The sequence below is a fragment of the Leclercia sp. EC_58 genome, from assembly GCF_019584355.1.
Taxonomy (GTDB): Bacteria; Pseudomonadota; Gammaproteobacteria; order Enterobacterales; family Enterobacteriaceae; genus Enterobacter.
The window spans coordinates 4,595,337-4,621,637 of record NZ_VDAM01000001.1 but is presented as its reverse complement, the minus strand read 5'-3'; the positions used below and the strand labels follow the sequence as shown (position 1 = coordinate 4,621,637).

17 protein-coding genes are annotated in these 26,301 nt (G+C 59.8%); 7 read left to right on the top strand and 10 right to left on the bottom strand.

From position 1 onward, the window contains the following. Positions 1 to 59 (bottom strand): IS1 family transposase (locus FHC51_RS23315; protein WP_129692833.1); only part of this gene is annotated, 59 nt, incomplete at its 3' end. 432 nt (positions 60 to 491) lie between these two features. Between FHC51_RS23315 and FHC51_RS22355 the strand changes: the two genes are divergently transcribed. Both FHC51_RS22355 and FHC51_RS22350 read left to right on the top strand, forming a co-directional pair. After that, positions 492 to 1,010 (top strand): hypothetical protein, encoded by a 519-nt coding sequence (locus tag FHC51_RS22355; RefSeq protein WP_220436629.1) that lies wholly within the window; start codon positions 492 to 494, stop codon positions 1,008 to 1,010. A 185-nt stretch (positions 1,011 to 1,195) separates the two neighbouring features. Continuing rightward, complete coding sequence (locus FHC51_RS22350; RefSeq protein WP_220436628.1) at positions 1,196 to 1,582, top strand: VOC family protein; 387 nt, start codon at positions 1,196 to 1,198, stop codon at positions 1,580 to 1,582. Between the two features lie 33 nt (positions 1,583 to 1,615). Here FHC51_RS22350 and FHC51_RS22345 read toward each other — a convergent pair whose 3' ends face one another. From FHC51_RS22345 to FHC51_RS22330, 4 genes are all read right to left on the bottom strand, one after another. Continuing rightward, a complete protein-coding gene (locus tag FHC51_RS22345) occupies positions 1,616 to 2,302 on the bottom strand; it encodes an RluA family pseudouridine synthase (protein ID WP_220436627.1) in 687 nt (228 codons plus the stop codon). 42 nt (positions 2,303 to 2,344) lie between these two features. Beyond that, positions 2,345 to 3,580, bottom strand: coding sequence for an MFS transporter (locus FHC51_RS22340; protein WP_220436626.1), 1,236 nt, complete (start codon positions 3,578 to 3,580; stop codon positions 2,345 to 2,347). 89 nt (positions 3,581 to 3,669) lie between these two features. Continuing rightward, positions 3,670 to 4,149, bottom strand: a complete 480-nt coding sequence (locus FHC51_RS22335; protein ID WP_103822598.1) for a DMT family transporter — start codon at positions 4,147 to 4,149, stop codon at positions 3,670 to 3,672. A gap of 4 nt (positions 4,150 to 4,153) precedes the next feature. Then, positions 4,154 to 4,588, bottom strand: coding sequence for a DMT family transporter (locus FHC51_RS22330; protein ID WP_103180810.1), 435 nt, complete (start codon positions 4,586 to 4,588; stop codon positions 4,154 to 4,156). 98 nt (positions 4,589 to 4,686) lie between these two features. On the opposite strand from FHC51_RS22330, the gene FHC51_RS22325 reads away from it, so the two are divergent. The 3 genes from FHC51_RS22325 (at position 4,687) to FHC51_RS22315 (ending at position 6,615) form a co-directional block, all read left to right on the top strand. Further along, positions 4,687 to 5,631: a LysR family transcriptional regulator gene (locus FHC51_RS22325; RefSeq protein WP_220436625.1), complete on the top strand. Its 945-nt coding sequence runs from the start codon at positions 4,687 to 4,689 to the stop codon at positions 5,629 to 5,631. Beyond that, positions 5,631 to 6,215: a hypothetical protein gene (locus FHC51_RS22320; protein ID WP_114316970.1), complete on the top strand. Its 585-nt coding sequence runs from the start codon at positions 5,631 to 5,633 to the stop codon at positions 6,213 to 6,215. The genes FHC51_RS22325 and FHC51_RS22320 overlap by 1 nt, the downstream gene beginning before the upstream one ends. Before the next feature lie 214 nt (positions 6,216 to 6,429). Beyond that, entirely contained in the window at positions 6,430 to 6,615 is a 186-nt protein-coding gene (locus FHC51_RS22315; protein ID WP_114316971.1) for a hypothetical protein, read from the top strand. Between the two features lie 421 nt (positions 6,616 to 7,036). Here the strand turns inward: FHC51_RS22315 and FHC51_RS22310 are convergent, their stop codons facing one another. Then, positions 7,037 to 7,819 (bottom strand): LysR family transcriptional regulator, encoded by a 783-nt coding sequence (locus FHC51_RS22310; protein WP_220436624.1) that lies wholly within the window; start codon positions 7,817 to 7,819, stop codon positions 7,037 to 7,039. A gap of 213 nt (positions 7,820 to 8,032) precedes the next feature. Here FHC51_RS22310 and FHC51_RS22305 point away from each other — a divergent pair, with 213 nt between their 5' ends. Together FHC51_RS22305 and FHC51_RS22300 are read left to right on the top strand one after the other, a co-directional pair. Continuing rightward, positions 8,033 to 9,334, top strand: a complete 1,302-nt coding sequence (locus tag FHC51_RS22305) for an MFS transporter (RefSeq protein ID WP_255585116.1) — start codon at positions 8,033 to 8,035, stop codon at positions 9,332 to 9,334. 13 nt (positions 9,335 to 9,347) lie between these two features. After that, entirely contained in the window at positions 9,348 to 10,136 is a 789-nt protein-coding gene (locus tag FHC51_RS22300; RefSeq protein WP_220436622.1) for a class II aldolase/adducin family protein, read from the top strand. An 88-nt stretch (positions 10,137 to 10,224) separates the two neighbouring features. Here the strand turns inward: FHC51_RS22300 and FHC51_RS22295 are convergent, their stop codons facing one another. The 4 genes from FHC51_RS22295 to FHC51_RS22280 form a co-directional block, all read right to left on the bottom strand. Then, positions 10,225 to 11,394 (bottom strand): HlyD family efflux transporter periplasmic adaptor subunit, encoded by a 1,170-nt coding sequence (locus FHC51_RS22295; protein WP_114317191.1) that lies wholly within the window; start codon positions 11,392 to 11,394, stop codon positions 10,225 to 10,227. A 10-nt stretch (positions 11,395 to 11,404) separates the two neighbouring features. After that, a complete protein-coding gene (locus FHC51_RS22290; protein WP_114316974.1) occupies positions 11,405 to 13,597 on the bottom strand; it encodes a type I secretion system permease/ATPase in 2,193 nt (730 codons plus the stop codon). Continuing rightward, the gene (locus FHC51_RS22285; protein WP_114316975.1) at positions 13,594 to 14,994 is read right to left on the bottom strand and encodes a TolC family outer membrane protein; all 1,401 of its coding nucleotides are present in this window, start codon (positions 14,992 to 14,994) and stop codon (positions 13,594 to 13,596) included. The genes FHC51_RS22290 and FHC51_RS22285 overlap by 4 nt, the downstream gene beginning before the upstream one ends. Positions 14,995 to 15,071: 77 nt before the next feature. After that, a complete protein-coding gene (locus FHC51_RS22280; protein ID WP_220436621.1) occupies positions 15,072 to 25,931 on the bottom strand; it encodes a BapA/Bap/LapF family large adhesin in 10,860 nt (3,619 codons plus the stop codon). Positions 25,932 to 26,301: the final 370 nt, after the last annotated feature.

The window sequence follows — 26,301 nt, the reverse complement described above, 5'->3', positions numbered from 1 at the left end:
TTACGCACCACGCCTTCAGTAGCGGAGCAGGAAGGACATCTGATGGAAATGGAAGCCACGCAAGCACCTTAAAATCACCATCATACACTAAATCAGTAAGTTGGCAGCATTACCACCTTCCGGGCGTTCTGCTTTATCGCTTGTTTTGTGTTTCGCTGAAACGGGCGAGTCCAGGCGTGGCGGGGCTCTTTACGTAAGTTTACACTTAAGGTGGCTAGCTTATAGCGCATATAAAAATATTGTGCGTGGGATTAATCTTAATTAATTTTTATATTATTTATGGACGTTGTTTTCGGTTGTTAAATAATATAACAAATTGTTTACGTATATTATGTATGGATTCCAGTTACTCACGGGAATTACTACTTCAAAAAGAGTAAGCGAAGGGCAAATAAAAGAACCTGACAAAGTATGATGGTGGATCGCGTACCCCAGGCAATACTCAACCGGAACGGTGACGCGGTGTCACCCCGGAGGCGAAGGTGAACCCTATGCTTGATTTCATCTCTGGTGTCCTGATCCATACCCCCGTCTGGGTCTATCTGATTCTGCTGTTCCTGATAAGCAGGGGCATCCGGGCGCGTAAGCCCGCCACCGTTGCGCTGGAAAAGCTCGCTATCGTTCCGGCCCTGTTTCTGATCTGGGATATCTACGACCTGCTGGTCTTTCGCACGCTCACGCTCGCTACCGGCTCCCTGTGGCTGGCAGGTCTACTCAGCGGCGCGGCAATGGGCTATATCCTGATCAAAGGGGCGATAGTAAGCCGGGCTGCCGCCCCGCGCAGCATTTACCGTTCGGCGGACTACTCGTCACTGCCCATTATGATGCTGGCCTTCACGGTGAAATATGTGCTGGGAGTGATTAGCGCCATTGCGCCCGAGACCCTGCAACGCCCCGGTGCAAGCGCCTTCGCCATCATTACCGGCGGGCTGTTCGCCGGGGTCTTTGTCGGCAAGTTTGTACGCTACGTGCGGGTCTATTTGTCGGCACCGGTGCAGCAGGCGGGGTGAGAGGGCTCATCGTTCTGGATTACCCGGATATCCATATTCCGCTGCAAATCACCCGGAACGCCCGGCGGCGCGATGCAACATCAGGCGTGTCGCCGTTATGTCGGAACGCACTGAGAGGAAAATGGCAAACGCAACGGCAGGTAGACTGAGGCGGCATGATAAACCAGTAGCCCACAGGAGCCCGGATGTTCACCCATATGCGTATTGCCAGACCTGTCATAGACCTCGAAAAGGCTTTTCTGATGTACAGCCAGGGGTTAGGACTGAAAAAGATTGCGGACTTTAGCGATCATCAGGGTTTCAGCGGGATCATGTTAGGGCGGGAAGATTTACCCTGGCACATCGAATTTACCGTGTGTCACCACCATCCCGTTCAGCCTCTGCAAACGAACGAGGATCTGATCGTTCTCTATTATCCCGATAAAGCGGAATGGGAAGCGACCTGCGGGCGAATGCGCAGTGCGGGTTTTACTCAGGTAAGTTCGTTTAACCCCTACTGGGAGGTCAATGGGCGCACGTTCGTGGATGACAGCGGGTACCGGGTGGTGATTCAGAACCAGGCGTGGGGCTGAACTGACAGAAAGCCGCGTGGCAAAATGACACTATCAAAACGGGCTGGCGTGGCGGATATGGACAGGCTCCCCGCTGACCGGATGCGTAAACCGCAGCTCGCTGGCGTGCAGCATCAGGCGCGGCGTGCGTTCGGTGCCGGGCATCTGCACTCCGCCATACAGGTCGCAGCCTAAAATCGGGTGGCCTAGCTGCTGGCAGTGAATGCGCAGCTGGTGGGTGCGCCCGGTTTCCGGGGTCAGTTCCACCCGCGTGACCGGCACATCTCCCTGATAATACCCGCGCTCTACCACCCGATAGCGGGAGCGGGCGGGCTTGCCGTTGATAGCGCAAATCGACATCCGCGGGAACAGCGCCGGATCTTTAGCAATAGGCGCGTCTATCACCCCTTCGTCATCGGCCAGATGCCCGCAGAGCAGGGCGGTGTAGGTCTTGGTTACGCTGCGCTGGCTGAACTGCTGGCAGAGGGCGGCATTGATCGCCTTATTGCGGGCAATCACCATCAGCCCGGAGGTGCCAAAATCGAGGCGATGCACCAGCGTGCAGCCGGGAAAGGTCTGAACCAGCCGGTAATGCACCGAATCGAGGTTTTGCGGATTTTTCCCCGACAGGCTGAGCAGCCCGCTGGGTTTATTGATCAGCACCAGATGGTCGTCCTGCCAGAGCGTCTCTATCGCCTCATGGCAGGGCGGAGCAATAAAATTATCGATAATCACTGACATCAGGCTGACCGCAGAAACAAGAGGGAGACGGATGATAACCTATTACGTATGCGATTTAAGCTGTGATGTGTTATCGAGTCGTCTGATGGCTGGCACCAGGCTGGCGGCTACCGTGGCGAGAACCACGGCACAGGCCGCCACCAGCAGCACGTTGCTGGTGCCATACTGTTTAGCCAGCGGCCCGGCGATAAGCTCGCCGAAGGGGATCGCCACAAACGATCCCACCGCATCGTAGGCATAGACGCGCGCCAGCTTATCCTGCGGAATATGTGTCTGCAGGGACTGGGCCCAGGCCACCCCAAAGAGGCCAAAGGTCACTCCGGCAATAAAGAACGCGGCAATCAGCCAGGGCGTGGAGGGGAGCAGGCTCAGCATAAAGATGGGCAGGGCGCAGCATGATATCAGCATCACGCCGATAAAGAGATCCCGGCGCGGTCGCCAGCGCAGGGCAAGGGAGGAGCCCACGATGAGGCCAATGCTCTGGCACGCCACAATAATCCCCCACTGCGCCCGGCCAAAAGAGGTATCCGCAATCACCGGCCCGAGCACCATCATTATCCCGCTAAACGCGGCGTTAATAATGGTGAACTGCACGACGATCGACCACACCCAGGCCCGGCTGGCGAACTCCTGCCACCCCGCTTTTAAATCCTGCAGCATGTTGCTTTTAGAAGGTCCGGCTTCGAGGGCGGTCACGCGAATCATCAGGTAGAGGGGGGCGGCGGCGGCGAACCCCAGGGCATCAATGGCAAGCCCCCAGCCCGGTCCGACGGCGCCTGTCAGAACGCCGCCCAGCGACGCGCCGATAACCGTCCCGCTGTACACCCCCAGCTGAATGAAGGCGTTGGCTTCGCGCAGGCTTTTACCGGGAACCGTCTGGGGAACGAGGGCAGAAGAGGCGGGAAGGGTGATGCCCGCGGCGGCACCGTTTACCGCGCCAAGCAGGGTCAGGCTGAGCACCGTGGCGGACCCGTCCAGCACCGACCACGCCACGATAGCCTGCGAGATGGCGGCCACCACCGACGAGGAGACGAGCACCCGGCTGCGGGAGTAGCGGTCCGCTAATACTCCGCCCAGCAGCAGAAACAGCACGTTAAAAATCGAGCGGGAGGCCACGACGATACCTAAATCAGAGGCCGAGCCGCCAATATCCAGCACTGCAAATGCCAGCGCGATAGGGGCGATACCGTTGCCCAGCACGGTGAGAAAACGTGCGGCAAAAAGATGGCGAAACGGGGAAAAATGATAAGCATGAACGCGTTTATTATCGGTTTTCATGGTGTTAATGGCTACGGGATGAGGGGAAGTACTATAAATGACCTGAAAGGCAAAAACACCTGCCTGCGCCTCCCCTCACCGAAGCTGGCTTAACTCCGCGTTTCTGCAGGCGCCTTCTCATCTGACTTTTGCGTGCTGCTGGAGTAGATGAACCAGAGTGCGATCCCGAGGCAGAGGACTGCGCCCAGGCGCGTCATCGAAAAGGGTATAGCGTCGTTCCCCAGCCAGCCAAAATTGTCGATCAGCATGCTCATGGTCAGCTGGCCGAAAATCACCGCCACCGTGGCCACCGCCGTACCGATACGCTGTACGGCCAGCACCATAATGACGATGTACGGTACGCCAAACATCGCCCCCAGCAGCTGCCATTTAGGCACATCCAGCAGGCTGACGGCATGGCGCGGTTCAAAGAAGAAGATCAGCAGGGCGGTGATCAGCGCGCCGACGGAAAAGGTCAGGAACGCGCTTTTGAATACGCCCACCTTGCTGCCCAGTTGGCCGTTGATGGCGGCCTGAATGCTCAGCGTCGCACCGCCAATCACCGCCAGAATAATCATAATCAATGTCATCGTGTTACCCTTGTGCAACCAGAACCAGCGCGGCAATGATAAAAATCAGCGCGATGATGCGTTTAGTGTCAATTTTGCGGTGCGGCGTGCCCAGCAGGCCGTAGTGATCGATGATCAGGCTTTTAAAGACCTGACCGGCAAGGATGCCAATCATCGTCATGGCGATACCGATGGCGGGCGTCACTACGGTGAGAATAATGACGTAGACCGGGCCGAGAACGCCGCCCAGCAGCTGCCATGAAGGCTGTGAAAAAAACGACGGGCTGTTGCGTGGGCTGAAAAAGAGCATCAGCAAAAAGGTCAGGGCGGCACCGACGCCAAACACGCTGAACGTGGCCCATAAATCACCTACCTCACCGCCGAGCGGCCCCAGTAACCCTGCCTCGACGGACAGTCCCATCCCTCCGGCAATAACCAGTAAAATCAATATCAGCTGCATAGTTACTCTTCTCCGTTTTCAAGGCGGGGAAGCGTACGCCTGAACATCCGTGAGAAAAATGCCATAATGTAAGAAACACCTGTGCAGGAAATGCATTAATGCGCGACCCCGCCACAATCAGCCTTCGCTGGCTGCAAACCTTCAAAGAGGTCTATGAGTCCCAGAATTTTTCGGTGGTGGCACGCCGGGAAGGGATTTCCGCTTCGCAGGTTTCGCGGGTCATCCATCAGCTTGAGGATGCGCTCGGCCAGCAGCTTTTTTACCGCAACACGCGGGCAATTATTCCCACGGAAAGTGGTCACCTTTTTATCCGCTATGCCCGCCTGATGCTCGGTAATCTTGAGGAGGCGCGCCGGGAACTGGATGCGCGCAAGCAGGAGCCCTCCGGTCTGCTGCGCATCAACGCCCCGGTCTTTTTCGGCCAGCGGCATATCGCGCCGGGGCTTCCCGGCCTGACGGAACGCTACCCCCGTCTTAGCATCGAGCTGACGCTGACGGACGACTATATCGATCCCCACCGGGATGCCGCCGACGTGATCTTTCGCATCGGCGCGCTGACCGACTCCTCATTTCACGCCCGGGTGCTGGGCCAGCAGTTTTATCATCTGGCTGCTTCTCCGGCTTATCTGCGCAAATACGGCACGCCGGAAACGTCGGACGACATAATGCGTCACAAATGCCTGGTCTATCGCGGCTCGTCCGGCCCCAACCGCTGGCTGCTGCGCCGGCCCGGCGAGGCGTGGACTCATTATCCCGTCACGCCGCTGATCTCTTCCAATAACGCGGAAACGCTGCTTATCGCCGCGCTGGGCGGGATGGGGATGGTACTGTTCCCGGACTGGCTGATTGGCGACCGGTTCCAGAGCGGGGAGCTGGTGAAACTGCTGCCGGCCTGGGAGACCTCCATCAATACCGAGCCCTACAACATTGCGGCGATCTACCCCCATACGCGCCACCCGCCGCTGAACGTGCGGGCGGTGATTGATTACTACGTTGAGGCGTTTGGTACGCCGCTGTACTGGCAATCCCAAAGGGGAATGTAATGCGTCACCTCTCTGTCCTGCTCTGTCTGTTATTACTCACCGGTTGCGTCGTCAGCTCGCCACAGAAAGCGCAATTTAATGCGGAGTATCCCAACCGCCAGGATATTCGCAGCCATACGGTGTACCGCTTTATGAATAAACCGCTCAAGCCGGGCGGGGGGAAATACTACGGCGCAAACGATCTGGCCGAGACGTTATATGTCAGAGCCGACAATGCGGCGATGGTGGAGTTACGCTTCAACTATCCTGGCCGATCGCTACAGGTGAAATCGCTGGATGCACAAAACAGAACGCTGCGGGAGGAGACTTTCACGCTGCTGGATGAGTCGGCGGCAAAACCGTCCGATGTCGAAAGCCGGTATTTTTTCCTGAGCAAAGAGGGCCTGCTGTTAACGAAGTTTAAAAATTGCACCCCGGATATGAGCGTCGGTTGCCGCTGGCAGGACCGGACGCTGTTTATTACCCGCAACGGCGATATGGCGGTGCAGTTAGCCAGCGGAACGGCGGGCATGGCGTTTCTGGTGATCCCATTTTATGGCTCGGAGAAGTATCTGGAGATTTTCCCCAGAGCACCGGGCGCTTAGGTAAATGCAAGATGCGCCCTTTCCCGGTGGGAGAGGGCATCAGGCCGCACTGCATTGCCGGATAGCGGCTCCGCCTTACCCGGCCGACAAAACTTGAGGAAAAGGGTGAGCAAACCGCACTCGCCCTAAGACAAACTCATAAATTGTTATTATTGTTTTTAAATCGCTAACCATAAGACTGTAACTACGTTAATTATCTTCCAGGGTAATGCATATGTTTGTGTCATGGTGGTTAATTGTTCCTGTCGTTATCGCGGTTGCCATACTCTTCGTTATGGTTTCCCGTCTCTCTAATGAGGTCGATAAGCTTGAAACGGCGTTAGAAGAGAGCCGGGGAAGGCTGAAGTTCCTTGGGCATCACACAGAGACGTTCAAACAGGCGAATCTGCGTAAGGGTTAACGACCCGGCTTGCCGCGTTACTGCGACTCTAAACAACAAGCCAGCTGTTGGAAATACACTGTGCGCTAAATCTGTCCACACATAATGTTATTAGTCACGCTCATGTTATTGCATATCGCTTAGCGCCAGCATTAGTGACAGCGGGGATGAACAAGTCCCCTTTACAGAAATGCCTGGTGTACAGTGAAACAGAGTGACTTCGCAAAACCGGCAAGTTCTTACTCAACATTTTCAGCAATCCATTCAATAAGATGTTCTGCAAAACCTTCAGCGGCCGGTGAGTTAAAAAATTTTGAAGACTGGTATAAACAAACCTGGCGAACCACGTCCGGCGCAACAATACGGCGCATAACCAAACCGAAAGGTTTAGCCAGTAGCTTAACGTAAGCAGGGGACAGGGTTACGGCCAGGCCAGAAGAGGCTATACCCAGAGCGGTAGAAATATTGCCAGTAGCTTAACGTAAGCAGGGGACAGGGTTACGGCCAGGCCAGAAGAGGCTATACCCAGAGCGGTAGAAATATTATCTACCACATCGACAGGACTTATCCTTTCGGCACTGGGTAAAGCTCTTCCCATTTTAGCGACATTCTGTTCATGATCTCGTCCTGCCGCGACCAGCGGATACATTTTCAGGTTTTCCCAGCTTACCTCCTCAAACTGCGCCAGCGCGTGATCCGGCGTGCACCACAATACCCACGGACTTTCAAATAACACGGTGGAAATAATCTCTTCGCCACAGAACGCATTAGGACCTACCGACATATCGGCATCACCGTCAATAACGATATCGATAAGGCGTTCCACCGGGCAATCAATAATCCGAACAGCTACCTCTGGCTGAAGCACTCTGTATTCTTTGATGATTTTTGGCAGCATCGCGCTGGCAATAATCATCGGTGCCGCAATACGAACCACACCTGTCGCCCGGGCATTAATCGCTGTGGCAATGGTTTCAGCTTGCCTGGCACGTTTAAGTACCGCCCCCGCAGAATTGAGAAACTCCTTGCCAGTGACAGACAACGAAACGCGACGGGTACTGCGATCAAAAAGGCGGAAACCCAGCACGGACTCAAGTTCTTGTACAAGCTGGCTGACCGCAGAGGGTGTCAGCCCCAGACGCTCACCGGCATCCGTGAAACTATGGGTTTCAGCGACCGTAAGAAAGGTTTCCAGCTGACGCAGGGTAAAGCGTAAAAACGGCATGGTGGCAGTTCCGATTAACGATGTTTTCTAACAAATAAACCAGATTAATTAAATTGTACACAACAAGTCATTAACATATTAATGGTTTCAAATAAATATAAAACCTCTACCCACACCCTACAGCAGAGGAGCTACCCTGCAATGACTTTGGAAAAATCTGGTTCTTTTGTGAGCCCCGCCCGCGGCGAAACAGAGTTCAGTTCTGTGGGCTCTATGCAAACGGATAATGAACTTATTAAAAAAGTGTCCGGCAGACTGGTCTGGTTTCTGTTTCTGCTTTACGTATTTGCTTTCCTCGATCGCATTAATATTGGTTTTGCGGGTCTTACCATGTCGCAGGACCTTGGATTGACTGCGACAATGTTTGGCCTCGCAACAACCTTCTTTTATATCGCTTATATTGCCTTCAGTATTCCCAGCAATATTGCCCTCGGACGCTTCGGCGCCCGACGCTGGCTGTCGATTATTATGATCGTCTGGGGGGTTGCTTCTACGGCGACGCTTTTTGCCCACGACGCGCAAAGTCTGTATATATTGCGCACGCTTGTGGGGATTGCTGAAGCGGGCTTTATTCCGGGAATATTGCTTTATCTGACATTCTGGTTCCCTCAGGCCTGCCGCGGACGAACCAACGCTTTATTTATGATAGCCACACCCGTTACCACTGCCCTGGGGTCAGTGCTATCCGGTTACATCCTTGAAATGAATGGTTTTTTAGGCCTGAAAGGGTGGCAATGGTTGTTTCTCCTTGAAGGCCTCCCTTCGGTCGTCCTGGGCATCGCCGTCCTGTTTTATCTCGATGATAACCCGATGAAAGCAAACTGGCTGACCCGTGAGGAAAAAGCACGACTGACAGCAATGCTGGCTGCTGAACAAAGCCAGGCGGACGTACCGAAAGAGCGAAAGGGAAGTCTGATAAGCGAACTTTGTCAGCCGGTCATAATAAAATTTGCCCTGGCCTATTTGTGCCTTGTTAATACGCTTAGCCTGATTGGGATATGGATCCCTCAGATTGTAAAAAGCTTTAATGCTGCCAGCAGCAACATCACTATTGGTTTACTCGCTGCTATTCCTCAGATATGCACCATCATCGGCATGATTTGGTGGAGCGCACGCTCCGATCGCCGTCGTGAACGAAAATGGCATATTGCGATCCCCATGCTGTTCGCAGCGGTCGGCTGGTTGCTAACGGCCTACGCTGAAAACCCCATTATTCGTCTTGCTGGCATCGCAATGGCCTCTACCGGTGGTTTCTGCGCCATGGCGATATTCTGGACCGCGCCAGATAAAGTCCTTTCAAGTCGTAGTAAACCTGTGGGTATAGCCCTGATAAATGCGGTTGGCAATATCGGATCGGCCCTGAGCGCTTTTGTCGTGGGTTATCTGAGAGATGCGACCAACAGCTTTTCCTCTGGCCTGCTTTACGCGGTGGTCGTTCTGTTATTAGGGACGCTGTTTATCGCTGCCATTCCAATGAAGCCCGCTGCAGACAAAAAACCTGCCTGTTCATCTTAAAAGGAGAGTCATCATGACCATAACATTAACCCATTCTTATCCTGATTCCCGTAATGACATTCCCGCTGGCTACAGTCCGGAAGAGTGGGCGGCAAGGGTCGATCTTGCAGCCTGTTATCGTATCTTTGCTCACCTTGGCTGGAACGAGCTGATTTACAACCACATCACCTTACGCTTGCCGGGGCCTGAAAAACATTTTCTTATTAACCCCTTTGGTCTGATGTATTCAGAGGTGACGGCTTCGTCGTTGGTGAAAATTGATAATAAAGGCAACATCATCGGACACAGCGACTGGCCCATCAATCCAGCCGGCTTTACCATTCATGGCGCCATACATGACAGTATCCCGGAAGCTCACTGCGTTATGCACACCCATACCACCGCAGGCATGGCAGTGGCATGTTCCGCAGGAGGTCTTTCAATGAGCAACTTTTACTCGGCACAGCTTTATGAAAAAGTGGCATATCATGATTTTGAAGGCATTACGGTACATGCTGACGAAGGGCCCCGCTTGCTCAGAAGTATTGGCGACCGTCCCTGTATTATCCTGCGAAACCACGGTCTGCTGGCCTGGGGACACAATTTACCTCAGGCTTTCGCGAATTTATGGCTCCTGAATCGGGCATGTGAAATCCAGGTCGCCTCAATGTCGATGGGGCCGGTACTGGAGATACCTGAAGATATCCAACGCAAATGCACCCAGGATTCGCTACAGTTCGCTCCTCGATTTGGCGCAGGACAAGATGTTTTCAAAGCGCTTACGCGACTGATCGAGCAGACAGATCCATCCTGGCGAACATAGCCGAACCGTAATTTACAGCGGCTCGCCGAACCTCTGCTGGAGAGCCGTTTTAAGCCGGGTAAGGCGCAGCCGCCACCCGGCGCTCTTGCTATCGCTCCCTTAGCGCCTCTTTCGCCCGGTTAAACGGCTTGATCATATAATCCATCACCGATTTCTCGCCGGTCTTGATATCCACCGTGGCAATCATCCCCGGCACAATCGAGAAGTGCCTGCCCGCTTTGTTCACCAGGTAATCCTGGCTGGTGCGGATAAACACCCGGTAGTAGAAGACCTCCGGTTTGGCTTCATCCTGAATGGTGTCCGGGGAGATGGTCTCCACCACGCCATCCAGCCCGCCGTAGATGGCGTAATCGTAGGCGGTGATCTTCACCAGCGCCTTCTGGCCGGGGTGGATAAAGGCGATATCCCGTGGCGACAGGCGGGTTTCAATCAGCAGGTGATCGTCCACCGGCACAATCTCCATCACTTCGCCGTTCGGGGGAATAACGCCGCCGATGGTGGTCACCTTGATGTTCTTCACAATGCCGCGCACCGGCGAGGTCATCGTCAGGCGGGTCACCGAGTCTTCACGTCCTTTCAGCACCGCCGAGAGCATATCCACTTCGGCGTTCGATTTAGAGAGCGCCTCCCGGGCCTGAACATAGTACTGCGAGCGCAGGTCGGTGAGCTTCAGCTCAAGGTCGCTCTTCTGGCGTTGCAGGCGCAGCGCCTCGACGTGGCTGGCGGCGCCGGTTTTCACCAGCCGCTGGGTGATCGCAAGCTCTTTATTCACCAGATCCAGCGCCTGGCGCAGCTCGCGCCGGGAGTCTTCCAGCTGCTCGCGGCGGGAGTTGTAGAGCCGGGTTTCGGCGGCGATCAGGTCGGTCCATTTCGCCAGCTCCGGCGGGAAGGTGAGGGGCAGATCGTTCACCTCTGCACGCAAACGGGCGCTGGAGGCCAGCGACGCGCGGTAGCGGGCGGCACTTTCACCGACGTTGGATTCAGAGCGGGTCGGGTCGAGGCGCGCCAGCACCTGGCCGGCCTGCACCTGATCCCCTTCGTGAACTTTCAGCTCGGCGAGGATCCCGCCGTCGAGAGACTGCAACACCTGCTCCCGGGAGCTGGGGATCACTTTCCCGGTGCCGGTGGAGACCTCATCGAGAATGCTGAACCATGCCCACACCCCGGCAGCGACAAACAGCAGCAGGCTGAATAACACAATGCTTCTCGCCCCGGTATAGCCGCTCTCGGAGCCGAGGGCGTTATCCAGGTCATCCATCGCCGCAACATCACGCTGATTGATTTTCATTTTTCCACTCCCTGCCATTTGCCTGCTGCGGTTGCTGCATCCGGCTGTTGCTCAGCGCCTGCGCTTTTGGCGCGTCCATCACCAGCATGCCCTCTTTCAGCACCACCACGCGCTCCACCAGCTCCAGCATCGGTACGCGGTGGGTGGCGACAATCAGCGTGCGGTGGCCGAGCCACTGGCCCAGACGCTGGATAAATTCGCGCTCGGTGTGTTCATCCAGCGAGGCGGTGGGTTCATCCAGCAGCACGACGTTGGGATCGCGCAGGAACATCCGCGCCAGCAAAATCGACTGGCGCTGGCCGCCGGAGAGCCCGACGCCGTTCTCCATAATCGGGTGATCCAGCCCCTTCGCCAGCTTCTGCACAAAGCTGGCCGCGCCGCACATCTCCAGCACGGCAAAGATCTCTTCGTCGGTAGCCCGCGGCATCCCGAGGGTGATGTTCTCTCGCAGGGTGCCGTAAAACAGCCGCGCGTTCTGGCTCATCAGACCGACGTTGCGGCGCACATCCGCCATGTCGAGATGGGGCAGGCTGAGGTTGTCGAGCCGCAGCTCGCCGCCCACCAGATCCATGCTGCCCACCATCGCCTGCAGCAGGGTCGATTTGCCCGCGCCGTTACGCCCCAGCACCGCCACATGCTCGCCGGGTTTGATCTCCAGCCGGTTGATGCGCAGCGCCGGGTTCTGCGCGTCGCCCCCGTAGGCGAACTGCGCCTGCTCGAACAGGTAGTGTCCACGCAGCACATCCTGGCGGATAGGCGTCTCTTCACGCTGATTCTCGGTGGGCAGCTGCATAATGTTGTCCAGCCCCTCTTTGGCGGCCTTCACCTGCTGCCAGCGGGCCAGCACGCCGCACAGGGTCGCCATCGGGGCGATCATCCGCGAGGCCAGCATTGAAGCGGCCACCACCGCACCGGTGGTCATTTCGCCTTCGATCACCATCGGGGCACCCACCACAATCACCGCGGTGTAGACCAGGCTCTGAATGGTCATCCCCCAGCTGATCAGGCCCTGGGTCAGCTCCCGGGTCTTAAGGCCCGACTCGGCGGTGATCTGAATGTAGCTGTTCCACTGTTGCAGGAAGCGGTTCTCCGCCTGCATCAGCTTGATGTCTTCCAGCCCCTGCACACTCTCCACCAGCACAGCGTTACGCAGGGTCGCCTCGTGGGCCGACTGCTTCGCCAGCGCCGCCAGCTTTTTCTGCAGCAGCAGGCCCGGCAGCACCATCACCACCGCCGCGACCGGGGCGATCCAGGCGAGTGACGGGGCAATAATCGCCAGCACCACCACAAACAGGAAGAAGAAGGGCAGATCGACGATGGTAGAGATGGTGGAGGAGGTGACCATCTCGCGGATCTGCTCCAGCTCGCGCAGCTGGGAGATAAAGCTGCCGGTGGAGCGGGGCACCGCGCTGTTGCGCAGGCGCAGGGCGTGGCCGAACACCCGGTCCGAGACGCGCATGTCGGCGCGTTTGCCCAGCAGATCCATAATGTGAGACCGGGCGATACGCAGGATAAAGCCGAACAGGGTGGCAATCAGCACCCCGATGGTCAGCACATAGAGGGTGGGGTAGGACTGAGCGGGGATCACCCGGTCATAGACCTGCATTGAAAAGAGAATGCCCGCCAGCGACAGCAGGTTGATGAACAGCGCCGCCAGCATGACGTAGGTATAAGGCCGCAGGTCGCGCATCACCAGCCGGTAGAGCCAGTCCGGGCGGTATTTGGAGATATAGGCATCCACCCGGCTGTCTTTCAGCGCCGCCAGCGGGCGCAGGGCCACCACCTGGCGAATGGCCGGGAGCATCTTCGCCAGCGAGATGCGATTGGTCTGCGCCTTGCCGTCAAAGAAGCAGACATCCAGCAGATCCTCGCCGTCAAAGTGCTCAATCACCCCAATCTTGCCGTCATTAAGCTCCACCACCACCGGCAGGCGCCAGCTATTGATGGACTCCTGGCCGTTGGTGAGCAGCTGAAAGGAGAGGCCCGCCTCGCGGGCAAGCCCGGTCAGCGCCGGGATTTTGCTTTTGCCCTGTAGCCAGGGCGCGCCCGCCACCAGCGCGCCGGGGGAGCAGGCCACCCGGTAGCGGGTGGCGACGTAGCCAAACGCCTGCGCCCAGTGCTCCAGCGCCTCTTGCGTCAGTGTCTCCTCATAAAGGATATCGTCTCGGATCATGGTTGGATCTCCACTGACTGAATGGTGTGGTTTTCAAGGCCGAAGGCATTGCGCATCCGCCCCGTGTTATAGAGGCAGTTGATTTGCAACTGGCGAAGCTGCCCGGCGGTTTGCCACTGGGTAAAGCGGGTCTGGAAGACCTCCTGCTCGGCGTTCAGCACGTCCAGCAGGGGGCGGGAGCCCAGATCGAGATACTGCTGCTGATAGAGTTCGCGGGTACGCTGGCTGAGCGTCTCCTGGCGGGACTGGATCTGCAGGGTGCTCATCAGGCTCATCACCTGGCTTTTGGACTCCAGCAGCTTTTGCCGCACGTCCAGCCGGGTGCGCTGAATATTGGACTGCGCCGCTTCCACCGCGTGGCTGGCGGCGTTGCGCCGGGCGCTCAGCCCGCCGCCCTGGTAGATGGGCATCTCGACGTTCACCGAGACGTTGTACTGGGTCTTGTCCAGCGTATCGTGGCCGGGGTAGCGGTTGTTCATGTAGTGACGCACCTGCGGCTCCAGCGAGACGGTTGGGGTCATCTGCGCATTGGCGTAATCGAGGTTCGCCTGCGCCACGTTAGCCTGCGCCCAGGAAGCCAGCACCGCGGGCACCAGCCGGTCATCCGGCTCGTTGATGTCGCAGCTGCGGGCGAGTTTTTCCGGGAAGGCGTTGCTGACCGCATTCAGGTTGCTCCAGCCGAGGTTGCTCATCAGCGTGGCGCGGGCGCTGTCGAGGTTGGCCTGATACTGCATCAGCTGCGAACGCGCCCCTTCGATACGGGCGTCGGTCTGCACCACGTCCGAGAGCGAAGTGGCCCCTTCGTCGTTACGCTGGCGCGTCAGCTTGCCGATGGCGCCGAGCGCCTCAAGCTGCTCTTCGGCGGTCTCCACCATCTGCTGCCACATCTGCACCTGCACCAGCGCAATGGCGGTATCCCGGGCGATGGTATCGATGCTCAGCAGCACGTTGGCCTGCTGTTGCACCACGCCCGCGTCTTCGGCGCGCACCTGGCTTGCCACCTTGCCAAAGTCATAGAGCATCTGGGAGAGGGAGACCACCACCGAGGGGGTGAAGCCGGTATCGCTGGAGTTATTGCTGTAGCCGTTGTCTATCCCGGCGCTGATCTGCGGATAGTATTTCGATTTAGCGACATCGACCTGCTGGATCTGTTCGTAAAGTTTGCCCACCGCTTCGCGAATGGTGGGATGCCAGTTGACGGCGCGGGTCACCGCATCGCCGAGGGTTAAGGTACCGGGGGCGGCCTGACGGGTGGGCAGGGCGACCCGTCCATCCAGAGCGGGCAGCGCCTGATTTTCATTTAATTGTCCAAAACTGATTACCGCAGGCGAATCGGCGGCAAGGACCTGTGCAGACAACAGGCAGCACCCAAGCCACCAGCAAGGTACTTTGTTCATGGCATTATCCCTAAAAAAACTGAACAACTTTATAATGTTAAGCCCGGGCGACGAGCGCCCGGGTCTTGTTATTAGCGCTAACCGGTGATGATGTGATTTTGGTTAACCAGCTCCTCATAAGTTGTCTGAACGTTATCCAGTGTTACCAGTGTAGTATTCGTGTAAATATTTGCCGCTCCGTCTCGGTCGACGGAGATCACGGTATTGCCATTGCTATTTGTGACGTGCAAATAGTTACCGAGCGTCGCGCTACTTCCGTTCCAGCCCACCAGCAGATCGCTGATATCGATCTTGTCTCCCTGCGCCAGTGAGAAGTTGGTCCAGTGGTCGTTACCGCCGTTGCCTGCCGTCCCGTTCCCCGCCGTGTTGTTCAGCACTTCGTAAATCAGCGTGTCGCCATAGGCGCTACCGGTGAAGGTATCGTTATGCTCCGTGCTGACGAACTTCGGTGCCATGTTGATGGTGAGGGTGGCGGTGTCGGTCGTGCCGTTATCGCCGGTCAGTTTGTAGGTAAAGGTCTCCTTCGTGGTCATTGAGGCCAGCGAGACGCCGCTGTTCAGGGTGTAGGTGTAGTGACCATCCACTCCGATGTTCAGCACGCCGTAATGCCCCTGAATGTTGGCGGTGGCGTTGGCCGTGGTGTACGGATCAAGGATAGTGGTGGTGCCGTTATAGCCGGTGATGCTCAGACGGCTGTCCACCGAGTGCAGCTGATCCAGCACGCCGCCGGAATCCGTCCCGTCGAAGATATTGCCTGTGACGGTGTGGCCCGCAGTGGTGAGCTCATTGTTCAGGTAGACGGTGGTACCGGTGACATAAGGCGTGATGGAGATCTGGCCTAACCCCAGCGGCCCCATGGAGCCGGTATAGCTCAGGGTGTAGGTTCCGGCGTCCAGATCCAGACCGGTGACGTTAATGGTCGCCACGCCACCCAGCAGCAGGCCGCCATTGAATGAACCGCTTCGGGTAACCCCTCCCCCGGTAATGGTCCAGTTTACGTTCAGTCCGCCCAGCGACAGCAGGGAGGCGACGTTAAAGTGGAGCACAATGTCATGCAGGGCGGTGTTGGCGTCCACCACAAACGTGCCGCTGCCACGGCCGGTGGTGGATGCCAGCAGGGCGGCGTTCCACGTCGCGTTACCCACCGTGTCATCGCGGTAGGCGGCCACCTGCGGGGTAGTATCCACCACCAGCTCGCGGCTGACGTCGTTCACCGCATCCAGCGCCACCGGTGTCGGGGTGATGTTCAGCGAGGCGGTGTCCTTATCGCCATTCGGTGCCGTCACGGTGTAGATGAAGCTGTCCGGGGTGCTGATTTGGTCGGCGCCCACCCCGGCGCGCAGGGTATAGGTATATTTGCCCTGAGCGTCGATCAGCAGCGTGCCGTACTCTCCCTCGATGCGGGTGGTGCCGGTGGCGTTCACGTTAACGCCGTTCACCTGGGTGACGAGCGTGCCCGCAGGCGCGATGTCACTTTGCAGCACGTCGCCGGTGGTGCTGGCGGTGGTACTGGTGACGGCATAAACGTGGTCCTCAAGCACGTTCAGACGGTAGCCGGTCAGGGCGGTGATCCCCGAGACGGTGTTCATCAGGAAGATGTAATCCCCTGCCGGCAGGGTCAGGGTCAGCGGTGCCGAGGTGCCACCCAGCAGCGGCGCGCGCAGCCAGCCTGCCTCGGTGCGTACCCGCTCGTAGCTCTGGGTTGCCGGGTTGAACTTGTAGATATAGAGGTCAAACACCGAGGCCAGGGCCACCCCGCCGACGCTACTCTGGATGGTCATAGTGCGGGTGGTGCCCTCCGCCACGCTGTACTTCATGGTCTCGCTACGATCGTCCAGCAGGTTAAGGTTCAGCACGTTGCCGAGGTTAACCCCCACTACGGTAAAGCCGCCCTGGCTTGACGGGCCGTAGTCGATGGCCTGTACCTGCGTGCCGAAGGTCAGGGAGGCGGTGTCGTCCACCGCCGTCACGCTGTTGCGCACCGTGTTCTCACCCAGGGTGATCACCAGGCGGGCGTCGTCCGTGGCCCCTTTTCCGGCGATGTTATAGGTGAAGGTGTCGGTCCGGCCCAGCACCGAGGCGCTGGTATTGGTCAGGGTGTAGGTGTAGCTCCCGTCGGTGTGTAGGGTCAGGGTGCCGTACAGCCCGTTGATGGTGGTGCCCGCCGCACCCGCCGCCACGTTGACGGTGACGCCGTTGGCGTTGGTCACGCTGGTCACCACCGTGCCGTTTGGCGCGCTGTCGCTGCCGCTCACCGGATCGATATCGGTGATGACGTTACCGTTTTGCACCAGCGTGCCGGACAGCGTACCTGCCGTGGTCTGGGTGACGTCCACGTCCAGGCTGGTGTACGACCCGGTCGCCAGCAGGTTGGTGTTGTAGCTCACCACGCGATACTGCCCGCCCGGCAGACCGGCCAGGTTCAGGGTCACGCCGCTGGCGCCCAGGGTCAGCAGGTTGGCGAACTGCGGCAGGCCGGTATCCACTTCGGTGGTCCAGGAGCTGCCGTTCCAGCGCTGCACAATGATCTCCAGGGTGTTGAGCAGGGAGAGCACGATGCCCGTGGCGCTGGCGTTGATCTCCATATCTGCGCTACCGCCAGTCGGTACGGTGAAGGTCACCTGGGCGGAGTTCTCTCCCAGCAGCGACAGCACGTTGCCGACGCCGCCCACCAGCTGCACGCCATAGTCGCTGTACTGGGCGGTGCTGGTGGTGGCATTGGTGGTCAGGGCCAGCCCTACCACGTTGTCGCTCGCGGACAGCGGCAGGTTTGGCGCAATCACCGTGCCGGTGGCGGAGGTATTACCCGCCGCATCGGTGGCGGAAAGCGTGATCCGCTCCCCTTCGGACTGTCTGTCGAGGAAGGTATAGCTCCAGTTGCCCTGGGCGTTAGCGGTGGTGGTCACCACGCTATTATCGCTCAGCAGCAGGGTGATGGTGCTCCCCGCTTCGGCGGTTCCGCTCAGGACGCTGCCGTCGGCGTTAAAGGTCCCCTGCGGCGTGCCCGGGGCGACGGTATCCACGACAATCGAGCTCAGCGGCGTCACCGCGCTGGTGCCAGCCGCATTGCCTGCGGTGGCGGTAAAGGCGTGAGGGCCATTACCCAGCGGCACGGTTGGGGTGTATGTCCAGACCCCGGCGCTGTTGGTGGTCACCGTGGCTAACAACACATTGTTGTCATACAGGGTGATGGTGGAGAGCGGCTGCGCGGTCCCGGTCAGCGTTGGGGTGGTATCGTCGGTGCTCTGTCCGTTGATCAGATTGCCAATGATGCTGCCCACGTTGTCGTTGACGCTGGTGATGACCGGCGGATTCGGGATCACCGAGTACGGCACCCGCAGCTCCACTGTCTGCCCCACGTTGCCGGCCCGGTCAGTGGCGAAGAGGTGCAGCAGTTCGGCATTCACCTGCGGCGTGGAGAGCGCGATGCTGAAGCGCCCGGACGCGTCGGCTATGCCGGTGCCCAGCACGGTCACGTTGTCGGTGCCGAGAATGGTGACGGTGCTGCCCGCCTCGGCGGTGCCGTTAATCCGGCCCCCGCTCTCCAGTACAGTCAAGCCGCCCGGTGCCCCCGGAGCGATGGTGTCGACGGTGATGGCGGTGACCGGCGACGCTGCGCTGAGGTTGCCCGCCGCATCGGTGGCGGTGGCGGTTAAGTTATGCACCCCGTTGGTGAGGGCGGTGGTGGTTTGCGCCAGCGTCCACTGGCCCTGGGCGTTGGCCGTTACCTCGCCTACCAGCGTGGTGCCGTCGTAGATGCGCACTATTGCGCCCGCTTCGGCGGTGCCGTTGAGGGTTGGACGGTTGTCGTTGGTCGGATTACCGTTGATCACCGGGCCCTGGATCGAGCCGACGTCATCCACCACCGAGGTGATGACAGGTGCAGCCGGGGCGGTGGCATCGACATTCACAGTAAAGCCCGCGGTCGGCAGGCTGACGTTGCCCACCGCGTCGGTGGCGGTCACCGTCAGGGTGTGCAGGCCATCCGCCAGCGGGGTAGTCGGAGTAAAGCTCCAGGCGCTGTTGGCATCGGCCACCACGCTGCCGAGCAGCAGGGTGCCGTCGTAGATGCTCACCGTCGCGCCCGCTTCCGCGGTGCCGCTGAGGGTCGGTCTCGCGTCGTTGGTCAGCTGGCCGCTGGTGAGGGTCGTCACCGTGCCGACATCATCCACCACTGAGACCAGCACCGGCACCGCTGGCGGCAGGGTATCTACCGTCAGGCTGAAGGTGTTGGACGGATCGCTGACGTTACCCGCCGCATCCGTTGCCACCGCCGTGAAGTTGTGCGTGTCGTTGGTGAGCGGCGTGGTCAGGGCAATCGACCAGTTGCCGCTGGCATCCGCGGTGGCGGTGCCCAGCAGGATATCGCCTTCAAACACCTGCACCCGGGCGTTCGCTTCGCTGGTCCCGGTGAGCACCGGCAGGGTGTCATCGGTGCGCTGCCCGCTGGGGAGTGCCCCGGTTATGCTGCCGACATCATCCTGGGCCAGGGCGATCACCGGTGCGAGCGGTTTGACGGTATCGACAATCACCGTAAAGCCCGCCGAGGCTTCGCTGAGGTTGCCTGCCACGTCGGTGGCGCTGGCGGTGAAGGTGTGGCTGCCGTTACCGAGCGCCGTGGCCGGGGTAAAGCTCCACTCCCCGGCGGCGCTGGCCTGCACGCTGCCAAGGGCCACGCCGTTGTCATAGATCGTCACCGTGGCGCTGGCGGCCGCCTGGCCGGACAGGGTTGGGGTCGGATCGTCAGTCACCTGGCCCGAAACGGTGAGCGGCGTCTGGATGCTGCCCACGTTATCGGCGGCGGCCACGATGGTCGGTGCTGCCGGGGCGGTGGTGTCTACCGTCAGGGTAAAGGCTGCGCTTGCAGGACCGGTGTTCCCCGCCGGATCGGTGGCGGTGAAGGTGACGCTGCGCAGCCCCTCGGCGAGGTCGGTGTCAGGGGTGAAGGTCCAGTTCCCGGCGGCGTTAACCACCGCGGTGCCGACCGCTTCTCCATCCACAAGGATACTGACAATCGAGCCCGCTTCACCGGTGCCGTTAAAGGTTGGGCGGGTATCGTTGGTGATGCCGCCGTTGTTTACCGTGCCGGTAAGGGTCCCGACGTCATCCACCACGTTTGCCAGCACCGGTGCCAGCGGCGCGACGGTGTCGACATTCAGGGAGAAGGCCGGAGAGGTGCCCGAGACGTTACCTGCGGCATCGGTGGCGCTGACGCGCAGCTCGTGCGGCCCCTGGGCCAGATCGGTCTCAGGGGTAAAGCGCCAGTTGCCGCTGTCGTCCACCAGCGCGGTGCCGATCTGCTGGCCGTTATCCAGAATGCGTACGGTGCTGCCCGCCACGCCGGTTCCGGTCAGTTCCGGACGCGCGTCGTTGGTGATCTGGCCGCTTACCAGCACGCCGGTGTTGCCCGCTACGTCGTCGTTAACGCTCACCAGGACTGGCGTCGCTGGCGGCGTTATGTCCACGGTCAGGGTATAGGCCCCGGACGCCGCGCTGACGTTGCCCGCCAGGTCGGTGGCGATGGCGGTAAAGCTGTGTTGGCCCTCCGCCAGCACCACCGTCGGAGTGAAGCTGACAATCACCGGGGTGGCCGGTGGGGTCATGTCCACGAACAGCGTGTAAGTACCAGATACCGGGCTGACGTTACCCGCGCTGTCGATAGCGACTGCGGTAAAGCTGTGCTGACCTTCCGCCAGCACGCGGGTGGGGGTAAAGCTCCAGGCGCCCGTGGCGCTGGTGGTGACGGTACCCAGCAGCGTAATGCCATCGTAGATCGCCACGCTGCTGCCCGCCTGTGCTGTGCCCGAGAGGGTAGGGGTGTTGTCGTTGGTGCTGCCGCCGTTAGCCACGTTGCCGCTGACCGGATCGATATTGTCGTTAGCGCCGGTGATAAGCACTTCGCCCGCGCTGGTATCTACCACCAGCGTGAACGGTGCCGAGCGCGGGCTTTCGTTGCCCGCCGGATCGGTGGCGCTGAGGGTCAGGCTGTAGGTGTCATCATCCAGCGGCTGGGCAAGGGTAATGCTCCAGGCCCCGGTGTTGCCCACCGTTGCCGTACCGAGCACAGTGTCGCCTGCATAGAGGGTAATGACATCGCCGGGCGTCGCCGTGCCGTTAAAGGTCGGCAGGTCATCGTTGGTCGGTCTGCCGCTGACGATGGCGCCCGAAACCGGGCCCACGTCGTCCACGACGCTACCGAACGCCGGGGCGGATGGCGGGGTGATATCGATATTGACCGTCGCTTCCGGCGACAGACCGCTGGTCTGGTCGTTAACGGTGGCGGTGACGCTGAAGCTATGGCTGCCCTCATCCAGGGCGGTTTCGATCGGGAACGACCAGGCGCCGGTGGTGGCGTCGGCGGTGACGGTGCCCAGCGGCGTGGTGCTGCCGTCGAGATAGATTGTCACCTCGCTGCCCGGGATGGCGGTGCCGGTGAGGGTTGGCGTGGTGTCGTTAGAGCTGCCGCCTTTAACGTTGCCGCCGGTGCCGTTGTCATCAACAATCTCGTTGATGGCCGGCACGTCTGGCAGCGCTGGCGTAGCCGGAACGTCGTACGATCCCGGCTGGCTGGTGTTGCCCGCCACGTCGCTGGCGGTCAGGCTCAGGGTGACCGCGTCGCTTTGCGGCGGGGTCAGGGCGATGGAGAACTGCCCCTGGGCGTTGGCGACGCCGGTGCCCAGCACCACTTCATCCGGGCCACGTACCGTCACGGTAGCGCCCGCCTCGGCGGTACCGGTCAGCGGCGTACCGCCGGAAACAATCCCGTTCACCACCGGCACGCCCGGTGCCTGGGTATCAACGATCAGGTTAACCGGCGTGCTTTCGCTGGTGTTACCCGCCGCGTCGCGCGCCACCACGGTGATGGTATGGCTGGCATCGCTCAGCGTGGTGCCTTCCGGCAGCGGCAGCGTCCACTGGCCTTCGGCATCGGTCTGCACCTCGCCCACGGCGTTGCCGTCGATAACGACGGTGATGGTGCTGAGCGGTTCCCCGCTGCCGCTCAGGGTTGGGGTGCTGCTGTTGGCGTAGAGCTGGCCGCCCGCCAGGGTGCTGTCAGAGATGTCAAGCAGCTGTGGGTTACCTGGCGGCTGGGTGTCGATGGTGAAGGCAAAATCGTTGCCCGCGCCGCTGACGTTCCCGGCAGCATCCACCGCCGCCACGGTCAGGGTAGTCGGGCCATCTCGCAGTTCCGGAGTGGTGATGCTCCAGCTACCGTCAGTGACCAGGCTGCGTCCCACCTCCACGCCGTTGCTGTAAAGGATCACGGTGGTGCCGTTTTCGCCGGTGCCGGTGACGGTCGGGGTATTGTCGTTGCTGCTGCCGCCCGCCGGGAGGTTGTCATCCACGCTGCTGATAACCGGGATCGCCGGTACCTCGCTGTCAACGGTCACGGTGATGGTGTTTGAGATCGCCGAGACGTTACCCGCCTCGTCGGTGGCGGTCACGGTGAAGCTGTGCTGCCCCTGGGCCAGCTCGTCATCAGGTCGCCAGCTCCAGTTGCCGTTGATGTCGACCACCGCTTCGCCCACCTTGACGTTGCCCGTGGCGGTCTTGTCGTAGATGCTGATGGTGTCATCTGGCGTGCCCGTGCCGCTCAGTACCGGACGGGTATCATTAGTGGCGCCGTTGTTGCCAACCGGGCCGGTAATTTCACTGACGTTATCGGTAATAACCGGGGCGGCGGGCTGATCCGGCGCGTCGGTATCGATGGTAATGCTCACCGGCTGCGACGGGGCGCTCTCGTTGCCCGCGCCATCTTTGTTGGTCACGGTCAGGCTCAGATCGTAGGTGCCGTTAGGCAGTCCTTCTGGCGGGGTCCAGCTCCAGCTCCCGTCTGGCTGGACGGTAGTTTCGCCGATTTTGGTGGTGCCGTCGTAGATGGTGACGATGTCGCCTTCCGTACCGGTACCGCTCAGGGTTGGGGTGGTGTCGCGGGTGCTGCCGCCGGAGGTGAGGATCGCTTCCTCGCCGCCTTCAGGATTGACGGTGATCTCCGGTAACGCCGGGGTGTCTGGCGCGAGGGTATCCACCACCAGGTTAAAGCTCTCAGAGGTGGCGGTGTTGCCCAGCGCATCGCTGACGGTGGCGGTAATGGTGTGAGTGCCATTCCCCAGCGGGGCGGTCACTTGCAGGCTCCATTCGCCCTGCGCATTGGTGATGGTAGTGCCCAGCAGCGTGGTGCCTTCATAGAGGGCGATCTGCGCGTTCGCCGGGCCGGTGCCGTAGAACACCGGACGGGTTTCGTCGGTGGGGACGTTGTTGCCCACATCACCCTGCACGCTGCCGGTGTTATCTGCCACCCGGGTAATGACCGGGGCGGCGGGCGCGGTGGTGTCAACGGTCAGCGTAAAGGCGTCGGAGGCGGCGCTGTTATTCCCGGCGGCATCTTTCGCCACCACCGTGATGGCGTGCTCCCCATCCTCAAGCGCTGTCGCCGGGGTGAAGTTCCACTCGCCGCCTCCGCCCACCAGCGCGGTGCCCACCTCCACGCCATCCACCAGAATAGTGATGGTCGACCCGGCTTCACCGGTGCCGTAGAGGGTAGGGCGGTTGTCGTTGGTGGCGCTGTTGTTATTAATCACGCCAGCAGAGTCAGGCAGATCGTTGATCACCTGGACGATGGCAGGCGTACCCGGCGCGGTGGCATCGAGAATAATGCTCCAGGTGTTGGACGGGACGCTGCGGTTGCCTTCACTGTCCACCGCTTCCGCCCGCAGGACGTAGCCGCCGTCTGCGCCCAGCGTGACGTTGGTAGACCAGGTGCCGTCTGCGTTGACGTTGGCAGAACCGACCTCCTCGTCGCCGTTATAGATGTAAATGGTGGAGCCCGGCTCACCGGTGCCAGTGATGAGCGGTTGGCGGTCATTGGTGACCTGCCCGTCATTGACCACGCCGGTGATGTCGTCCATGCCATCCACCACGCTTACGATAACCGGCGCCTCCGGCGGGGTGACGTCCGGGGCGGTAACGCTGCTTTCCGGCCCGGTATTGCCCGCGGCATCGGTGGCGGTAACCGCCAGGTTCTCACCGTTCAGCCGCGGGGTGGTGAGAATAATGGTGAAGTTGCCGTCAGCGTCCGCCGGGCCTGCGCCGATCACGTCGTCGCCATCGCGGATGGTCACGGTGCTGCCCGCTTCCGCCTTACCGGTAACGGTGGCTCCGTCCAGGGAGATTTGAAGATCGGTTGGCGCGTCAGGCGGGGTGATATCGCTGATTACGGCGGTCGCTGGCTGGCTCTGGTTTCCGGCGGCATCGGAAGCTACCGCGCGGATGCCATCCCCCACGGCCTGCCCTTCAGTGAGGGTAATGCTGAACTGGCCGCGAGCGTTGGCTGTGGCGCTGCCAATCGGCTCCCCGGACGCGTTGTAGATGGTGACGGTGCTGCCTGGCTCGGCGGTGCCTATGACCTGGGTGCCGTAAGGGATCTGGTCGATGGTCGGCTGGTCCGGAGGCGTACTATCGACAGTAAAAGCAAACGGCTCTGAGGGGGCGCTGGTGTTGCCGGTGAGATCCGTTTCCGTCAGGGTGAGGGAGTGTGGCCCGTCGGCAAGGGGCGTCTCCGGAGTAAAGCTCCAGGTGCCGTCTGTGCCGACAACGGTCTCGCCCACGAGCTGGCCGTTATCATAAATCCGGATGGTGCTGCCCGCTTCACCGCTACCGTTCAGGGAAGGACGGTTGGCGTCGGTGGTCTGCCCGGCGGCAATGACCCCCTGTATCGTGCCGGTGGTGTCATTCACCGTCACGCCGGATGGCGCATTCGGCGCGATGGTATCCACGGTAAAGCTGAAGGCCGGGGAGGCCGGTCCGGTGTTGCCCGCGCCGTCGGTGGCCCGGGTGGTGATCTGATGCGCCCCTTCGCCCAGCGCGCTGGCCGGGGTGAAGGTCCAGCTACCGTCGCTGTTGACCGGCGCGGTGCCGATGGCGTTGCCGTTGTCGTAAATTGTGATGGTGGTGCCGGGTTCACCGCTGCCGTTAAAGGTAGGGCGGGCGTCATTGGTGGTCTGGCCGCTGGTGAGTGACCCCGTTACGTTGCCCACGTCATCGACCACGCTGGCGACAACTGGCGCAGCAGGTGGGGTGGTATCTGCGGCGGTCACCGGGGTGCCCGGGCCGACGTTGCCTGCGCCGTCGGTTGGCGTGACGGTCAGGGTTTCCCCGTTGGTGTAAGGCTTGCCGAGATCGACGGTGAACTCGCCGTTGCCGTTGGCCTGGCCCCGACCGATGACGTTGCCGTTGGCATCGGTAACGGTGAGGGTGCTGTTGGGTTCGGCGCTCCCGCTAAGCTGGGTGCCATCTGCTGAGAATCGGAGGTTGGCGGGTGCGCCCGGCGGGGTGGTGTCGTTCGGGCTGCCCGGCAGGGTAGGATTCCCGCCGTTGTCGCTGCCACCGCCGTTGTCGCTGCCACCGCCGTTGTTGCTCCCACCGCCATTGTTGCTCCCTCCGCCGTTATCACTGCCCCCGCCGTTATCAATGCCGCCGTCACCGTCGCCATTACTTCCACCACCACCACCGCCGCCACCGCCACCAGCGGCCAGCGCAATGCCCCCTGCGACCGCCACTCCGCCCAGTGCCCACGGCCAGATCGCCGCTTCGCCTGCGGAGGCGGTTGTGGTTCCTGCCAGCAGGGCATCAATGGAGGCTATCGACTGGTATTGCTCTGCTGCCATCGGGTCAGCAATCCACCACAGCGCACCGTTGTCCTCTTCCAGCACCAGTTGGCTTATACCGTTATCGCCGCTGACGAAGAAGTTTTTAACGGTAATGGTTTCGCCGTCGGTCAGCTTAACGATCAGGTCATTCCCGCTGCGGTTGTACTCGAGAATGTCGGCCCGATCAGCGTTGATTTTTACAATGGAGGAATCATTCAGCGTCACCTGAGACCCGTCTGTTACCGATTCAACGTGCGTCAGTTTGGAGATGACAGTGATTTTACTCATGTGTATTACTCCTGGCAGAGTGCAGAGAAATGGCGTGCAGTTTTTACCATTTCTTTTCAGCAGATTAAGCGCCACCCTAAGGGAAACTGTTTATTTCAAACAATGACCCTGGGTAATTATTTAAAAGTGATTAAAAGCTGCCGATATAGCGATGGTGGCAGCGACATTTAGCCTTTGTTACTCAAGAGATAATGCGGTTGGGAATATATTTTGGGTGGTAAAATCCTTGTCTTTAATAATGGTAAGAATTTGTGATTGACTGAATTTGATATAGCCAGAAAGTACCAGAAGTGCAAGTTAAGCGTGAGTTAATAGTTGGTTAGCCTTATTTAAAATGTCGCTCTCCGCGGGGTGAAAATATTGGGATCAG